This is a genomic window from Coleofasciculus sp., assembly GCF_046539235.1.
In the GTDB taxonomy this organism is placed as follows: Bacteria; Cyanobacteriota; Cyanobacteriia; order Cyanobacteriales; family Coleofasciculaceae; genus Coleofasciculus.
This window is the reverse complement of the sequence record NZ_JBKHHI010000364.1, coordinates 1-6,698: the sequence shown is the minus strand read 5'-3', so window position 1 is coordinate 6,698 and position 6,698 is coordinate 1. Positions and strand designations below refer to the sequence as shown.

Sequence of the window (6,698 nt, the reverse complement as noted above, 5' to 3'; positions counted from 1 at the left end):
GGGATAGAGGCGAGTATTACCAATAACGAATGACAAATGACAAATGACAAATGACAAATGACAAATGACAAATGACAAATGACAAATAACGAATGACAAATGACAAATGACAAATGACAGATAACAATGAAAAAAGTATTTTTTTTACTCGGTGAACTAAATGACGATGATATGGATTGGATGCTGGCTGTGGGACACCGAAAGGAAGTTACCGCAGGAACCATCCTAATTGAGGAAGGTAAGCCCATTGATACCCTGCTGATTCTGCTAGAGGGAACGTTATCGGTATCAGTTTCAGCCTTGCAAGGCAAGACAATCGCTCGATTAACCAGTGGTGCGGTTGTCGGGGAAATGTCTTTTGCAGATACTCGTCCTCCCTCGGCTACGGTTCAGGCGGTGGAAACCTCTCTGATTTTATCCATTCCGCGTCATCATCTCCTGGAAAAACTGCAAAAAGACGAAGGATTTGCCTCACGCTTCTATCGTGCGATCGCGATTTTTCTGTCTACTCGATTACGGGGTACGGTGCGATATCTGGGTTATGCCAAAACAGATTGGCTGAAGGACGAGAATGAGACTGAAGAGTTATCCCAACAAGTCGTTGATAATGTACCCCTTGCCCAAGCCCGATTCGATTGGCTACTGAGGCGTTTACGAAATAATGACCATGCGGTGCTTCCAGATTGATGGGGACTCTAGGTGCGGAGGGGTTCTAGGTGTAGGGGAGCGGGGGAGAGATTGTCACACCCATGTATTATCGAATACATCTTTGCGATAAACCCCTCCCGATTTAAAGTTTAGCCTTTATTTCTGTTGGTTGGAATTCTCTGGCGTATCAACCTTGGGTACAATGTCAGGACGATCTTTATTTTCCCAACCGACTGGACGCTTGGAGTTATACCAGGCGATAGAGCCAAGGACAACCGCGGCGATAAAGCCGATCACATACACCAATGTAAACGAGAATGGAAATTTAGAAGCTTGAGCCGCTCCTGCTTCCATCAATAAATTCAAATACATAGATTCACTCCTTATCCTATTTTGGCTATCCTATCAAAACTTTCAGGAGTATCTATCACCCCTGAGACCGAATTGCGGTGACAAAGATGTTGGGGAAGCTGTGTAGAGACGTAGCATGCTACGTCTGGGGAGATGGGGGCGGGTTTTGAACCAACGTTATCGTCAATAATGAAACGAAAGTCCCTAAACTCGCCCCTACAAATCAGGTTCCCCGAAGGTGGTTATGGGTCAAAACTTTACTCCTCAGACGCAGGAGGAGCAGTAACTGGTGCAGGTGCAGGTGCTGGCGCAGCCGGAGCGGGTTCAGGTGCCGCTTTGCGCGAGGCTGGAGGCGCTGGGGGCGGTGCTACAGGCGCTGGGGCTGGTGCTGGGGCTGGCGGAGCCGAAACCGCTGCAGGTTGAGCTGGGGCTGGGGCTGGTGGAGCGGGTTTGGGTGCAGGTGCAGGTGCTGACCGTCTGGGTGGTGGGTTGCTGGGCGCTGTGTTGCGAACCGGGGCTTGGCGACGGGAGGAACGGGCGGGTGCAGGTTGGTTCCTAGTGTTACTGCGACTACTTCCACCACTGCTTCTGCTGCTGCTTGAACGACGTGGGGAATAACTACGACTGGTGGAACGAGAGGTTGAGCGTCTGGTGGTCGAAGCGCGGCGGCTTGTCCGTCTTCTGCTAGAGTGAGTCTGGTTTGTCTTCTTGGTATAGGTTTTTTTCGGCTCGATTGGCTTGGCTTCAATCGTCCCTTCTCGACCATCGAGTTTATCCGGTCGATCCGGAAAGTCTTCCGCCCTCATATTTTCGACGGCTTCTTCCATGAACTCATGCCAAGTAATGGCGGCGGTACTACTTGCTCCCCAAGTGGGTTGATTATCATCATTACCCAGCCAAACGCCAGTCACCAGTTGGGGAATGTACCCGATGAACCAGAGGTCACGGGCTTCGTCTGAAGTACCTGTTTTGCCCGCTACGGCGCGATCGCGTAACTGAGCGTTCCCCCCTGTTCCGGAGGTTACCACATTGCGGAGCATCCAGGTCATAATGGCGGCGGTGTCTTCGTCAATGGCTCGCTCACGTTGAATCTGTTCTCGATAAATCACCTTACCCTGTCGATCCAGAATACGGCGAATTCCATGGGGTTGGACATGTACGCCTTGAGTGGCTAAAGTACCATAAGCACTGGTCAACTCCAGTAAATTCACTTCTGAGGCGCCCAATGCCAAGGAATAGGTTTTGTTGAGGGTCGATTTAATCCCCATTTTCTCGGCAATTTCCACTACCGGGTCCCAACCCACCTTGATTAAGGTTTTCACTGCCACAATGTTAACCGAATGGGTGAGAGCATCCCGAATCGAAGTCCAACCGCGAAACTTTTCACTATAGTTCTTGGGTTCATAACCATCGACAACAAAAGGGGCATCCTCATAACTTTGATAGGGAGAGAAACCCGCTGCGATCGCGGTTGTGTAAACAAATGTTTTAAATGTCGAACCCGGTTGACGTTGTGCCTGCGTCACCCGATTAAATTGCTGATCAAAGAACTCTTTACCCCCAACCATGGCTTTGATTTGACCATTACGCGGATCAATTGCCACTAATGCGGCTTGTTCAAAACGTTGGTATTTGCCATAGGTTTCGATCGTCTCTGCCACCGCCGCTTCTGCTGCCATTTGCCACTGAGGATTGAGAGTTGTTTCCACAATCAATCCCTTTTTACCCAAAACATCGGCGGGAACATATTTCGGCAGTTCTTGTTGAATATATTCAGTAAAATAAGACGCCTGTCGGTCTAAACGCTTCGGGTTGCTGCGCTTTGTCCTTAATGGAGTCGCGATCGCGGCGTCTGCTTCCCCCTCCATAATATACCCATTTTTCTGCATCCGGCGCAGCACCACATTCCGCCGCTCTTGGGCGATTCGTTTATTAATAAAGGGAGAATACTGGCTCGGTGCGGGTGGCAAAGCTGCCAAGGTTGCCATTTCCGCTAAGGTCAATTCTGTGACGGGTTTACTAAAATACACCCAAGCCGCATCCGCGACGCCATACGCCCCAGACCCCAAATACACCAGATTCAAATAGCGCTCCAAGATTTGATCTTTCTCCAAATCCTGCTCAATTTTTTGCGCCATCCGCATTTCTTTGAGCTTGCGCCCTAGGGTTTGTTGCTGATCGAAATAGACAATCCGCGCCAACTGCTGGGTAATTGTACTGCCACCTTCCACCACATCTCTGGCTAACAGATTCGAGAACGCCGCCCGGACAATCCCTTGGTAATCCAATCCGCTATGGTTTTCAAAGCGTTGGTCTTCTATGGAAATAAAAGCTTGTTTCAGCCTGTCCGGAATTTCCCATATTTTCAGATTGTCGTGGGTAGCCGGTCCAATTTGCTGGAGGATTGTACCATCAGCCGCTTTTACGGTAATTGTTTCATCCCGGATATAGGTCAGCACATCATCGGTGGACTCCGGTAAACTTTCTTCTAGGGCTTGCCAGCTTAAACCGAAGGCAATCGCACCGCCACTGATCCCCACCATTCCTATCCCCACCCAAAACTTACGCCGACGATAGATCGGAGGGGGTCCGACGAATGACTTAACCAGGGTACTCGGGATTCCCTTGATCCCGTTCATCGTCACCGTTACACCCCGTCGGCATTGTGTTAACAGACCTAACCGTGATGACGGTTTAGGCTGGGAGTCCGGTTGAATCAGATCCTCTGAGGCAGCCTGGGTTTCTTGTTCCGTTACCGCCTCCGAATTCAACTGACTTGATGGATCTTCGTGCTTTGGGATAGAATTTGACACTTGAACTCCTCAATTAAACCACAAGCCGCCATGACCTTTTGCTTATTTTAGGGCTTGGGATCAAAATTTGCCGGATGGATGAAGCCAAGCTTCCTTCTCAGTAAAATCCCGATGCGTAAGACTTGGCAATCTAGCGTCATCCTAGCATCGGTTTCGTTGGCGTTGAGGTGTCTCTGGGGTTCAATCGATTTTGTCTGCCAATGATTATCATTTTTTCTTTTTAAACGGTTTAAGTCACTCCAGCGCTCAAATTGTATCTCAACTATTGAAAAAATCCCACCGTACTCAGGGATACTGGGATTGGGGCAAGTTCAGACACCATGAAGCGATCGCCAGCACCTGAACCCGTTCCAGCCGGGATAGCTCAACCTACGGCTTGGCTGGATGTTCAACCCATCGAGAATCAACCTGATGTTGGGCTAATTGACTTAGATGTAGGAGAGCAAGCAGCGATTCGTTTCGGGCTTCGCCGGTTTTGATTGAAACGTTGCGCTGGCGATATCAGGCAACTGAGTAGAAAACAAAGATTGATGGGCAAAATAATCAGCGATCGCACCTTTATTTTTACTCATTTCTACGATAGAGGCTTGACTTTGGCTAAGTTTTTAGGTATTATTTCATCATGGGAAAATATGCCCGCCTATAGACCCTTTCCTGATCACTTCAAAAACACAGATTACACCGATTGAATGGCACTAAAAAGAAGACTCAAAGCGTGAAGTACACAGATTGACACAGAGGACTGAATAATTTCCCGACAATTCTTACATCTTCTGCCAATTGAGGACTAACACCTCAGTGAAATCAGTGGGACTAACCTCTCACTTCCCACCGCTACCGTTTCTATAAATCAGCGAAATCAGTGTTACGCGATCGCCAGGGCTAGGTTAGAATTGTTATAACCTAAGCGGGATGTGAGGGTACTGGAGGAGGTTCTGTGCAAATTACCATTAATTTACCCGACGAAATTGCCAGCACGATTCAGGAAAAGTGGGATAACTTCCCTCGAAAAGTTGTGGAGTGTTTAGCCATTGAAGCCTATCGTCAGGGAGTGATTACTTCGGCGCAGGTGGGAAGATTGCTCAACCTCTCTTCGCGCTATGAGGTGGATGGTTTTCTCAAGCAAGCTGGAGCCTATTTACACTATGATGAAGCGGATTTTGATCAGGATTTGATAACCATGGAAAAAATAATGACTCAGGGGAATCCAGAACTTTAATGGCAGTTGTTTCGGATACTTCAAACACCTCTGTGAAATCAGTGGATGCTCACCTCTCACCCGCTAACAAAGGGCGCAGTATGACCAAGGGCGCACGTCGGTGCGCCCCTACGGTTTCTTTCCTTCTGTATGTAAGATGTAATGCTCATCTATTTGGCTTCGGGGTGCTACGGGACTACAAGATTGGCGATTCCACTTGCTCTTCGGTGGATTCATGGAAGCCATTTTTCTCGGATTCTTGGGTAAATTCTTGAAATAACTCAAAAAATTTATTGAGCGCCGTTCTTTCATCTTCCGAATAAAAGAGGATTATATTATCCCAAGATGCTTGATTGCCTCAGCGCACTGTTGGCATTGAAATATCAGGAAGCTATTTGCAATTTGGGTGATTTGTTGACGAAGTTCTTCTTTAGGCAAGTCTGTGTCAGCAAAATTGGTTACTACTGTAGTAGTTTAAGCGATTTGGGCTTAAATTTTTTCGTACCTTGGGTGATTTCACTCTTTCTCGTTAACCCAACCCTAACGCGATCGCACTTCTATTTTTACTCTTTTATACGATAGAGGCTTGACTTAGGCTAATTTTTTAGGTACTATTTCATCATGGGAAAATGTGTCTGCCTGTAGACTCTGTACTTATCACTTCAAAAACACAGATTACACCGATTGAGTGACACTAAAGAGAAGACACAAAGCGTGAAGGACACAGCATGACACAGAGGACTTAATAATTTCCCGACAATTCTTACATCTTCTGCCAATTGAGGACTAACGCTTCTGTGAAATCAGTGTGACTAACCTCTCACTTCCAACCGCTACCGTTTATCTAAATCAGTGAAATCAGTGTTACGCGATCGCACTTCTTTTTTTACCTATTTATACGATAGAGGCTTGACAAGAGGCTCATTTTTTAGGTAATATTTCATCATGGAAAAATGTGCCAGCCTATAGACCATTTCCTCATCACTTCAAATTCTGTTTATGTCAACGTCTCACTCGGATAAAAAAAAGTCAGTTAAACCTAGGCAACAATCCGATCCTCAATTGCAAGCGATCGCTTACAGCTTAGATAGTCTCGTTCCAGGATTTTATCTTTGGCTAGGTGATCTGAAAATTAGGTTAGGTGGGAGTGAACCGGAAGAAACCTATCCTGGAATTATTCATAGTTGGTGGGGTATGGCACTGGTTCTACCGGGGTATCGGATCTATAGTACCTATCAAGGTAGCTATGACCCTTGATCAGCATGATCTGGATGGCATTGCCAAAATCACGGTTAAAATTCTGCCAACTCCTGAATTTGAAGCGCTTTTAATTGCTGCCGGATATAGTAAGATGGGTACGGCTCCAGCTAAAGGAAATCGGATTAAAGTTTGGTGGGTTCATACAAGTTTCAGGCGAATAGAAGCAATTTATAGTCCAGATGGCGCAGTTGCTATTACGGCTTATCATGTCACTTGATCGGCGATCGCACTCTCTCCCATCAATCCAACCCTAACGCGATTGCCTTCGGCACAAGCTCTCGCTTATCGCGCTCTGTTTATCCTCAATTCGACCCACAGGCGATCGCACCTTTATTTTTACTCATTTCTACGATAGAGGGTTGACTTTGGCTAATTTTTTAGGTATTATTTCATCGTGGGAAAATATGCCCGCCTATAGACCCTTTCCT

7 protein-coding genes are annotated in these 6,698 nt (G+C 47.0%); 5 read left to right on the top strand and 2 right to left on the bottom strand.

Annotated elements, in window-relative coordinates; genetic code table 11:
- Positions 1 to 126: 126 nt before the first annotated feature.
- A complete protein-coding gene (locus ACLFWI_RS24000) occupies positions 127 to 687 on the top strand; it encodes a cyclic nucleotide-binding domain-containing protein (RefSeq protein WP_446410164.1) in 561 nt (186 codons plus the stop codon).
- A 117-nt stretch (positions 688 to 804) separates the two neighbouring features.
- On the opposite strand, the gene psb35 is transcribed toward ACLFWI_RS24000, so the two are convergent.
- Both psb35 and ACLFWI_RS23990 read right to left on the bottom strand, forming a co-directional pair.
- A complete protein-coding gene (gene psb35 / locus ACLFWI_RS23995) occupies positions 805 to 1,014 on the bottom strand; it encodes a photosystem II assembly protein Psb35 (RefSeq protein ID WP_446410165.1) in 210 nt (69 codons plus the stop codon).
- A gap of 242 nt (positions 1,015 to 1,256) precedes the next feature.
- A complete protein-coding gene (locus tag ACLFWI_RS23990; protein WP_446415015.1) occupies positions 1,257 to 3,638 on the bottom strand; it encodes a transglycosylase domain-containing protein in 2,382 nt (793 codons plus the stop codon).
- A gap of 494 nt (positions 3,639 to 4,132) precedes the next feature.
- Between ACLFWI_RS23990 and ACLFWI_RS23985 the strand changes: the two genes are divergently transcribed.
- From ACLFWI_RS23985 to ACLFWI_RS23970, 4 genes are all read left to right on the top strand, one after another.
- Positions 4,133 to 4,291 carry a hypothetical protein gene (locus ACLFWI_RS23985; RefSeq protein WP_446415014.1) on the top strand — a complete coding sequence of 53 codons (159 nt, stop codon included), beginning with the start codon at positions 4,133 to 4,135 and terminating at the stop codon, positions 4,289 to 4,291.
- 458 nt (positions 4,292 to 4,749) lie between these two features.
- Positions 4,750 to 5,031, top strand: a complete 282-nt coding sequence (locus tag ACLFWI_RS23980; protein ID WP_446415013.1) for a UPF0175 family protein — start codon at positions 4,750 to 4,752, stop codon at positions 5,029 to 5,031.
- Positions 5,032 to 6,009: 978 nt separating this feature from the next.
- Entirely contained in the window at positions 6,010 to 6,267 is a 258-nt protein-coding gene (locus tag ACLFWI_RS23975) for a hypothetical protein (RefSeq protein WP_446415012.1), read from the top strand.
- Positions 6,257 to 6,487, top strand: a complete 231-nt coding sequence (locus ACLFWI_RS23970; RefSeq protein WP_006105092.1) for a hypothetical protein — start codon at positions 6,257 to 6,259, stop codon at positions 6,485 to 6,487. Before ACLFWI_RS23975 ends, ACLFWI_RS23970 begins: the two co-directional genes overlap by 11 nt.
- Positions 6,488 to 6,698: the final 211 nt, after the last annotated feature.

Bases quoted from the DNA above. Each gene is read 5' to 3' on its own strand.
- ACLFWI_RS24000 (WP_446410164.1), top strand. From the start codon at position 127: ATGAAAAAAGTATTTTTTTTACTCGGTGAACTAAATGACGATGATATG.
- ACLFWI_RS23990 (WP_446415015.1), bottom strand. From the start codon at position 3,638: ATGAACGGGATCAAGGGAATCCCGAGTACCCTGGTTAAGTCATTCGTC.
- ACLFWI_RS23985 (WP_446415014.1), top strand. From the start codon at position 4,133: ATGAAGCGATCGCCAGCACCTGAACCCGTTCCAGCCGGGATAGCTCAA.
- ACLFWI_RS23975 (WP_446415012.1), top strand. From the start codon at position 6,010: ATGTCAACGTCTCACTCGGATAAAAAAAAGTCAGTTAAACCTAGGCAA.
- ACLFWI_RS23970 (WP_006105092.1), top strand. From the start codon at position 6,257: ATGACCCTTGATCAGCATGATCTGGATGGCATTGCCAAAATCACGGTT.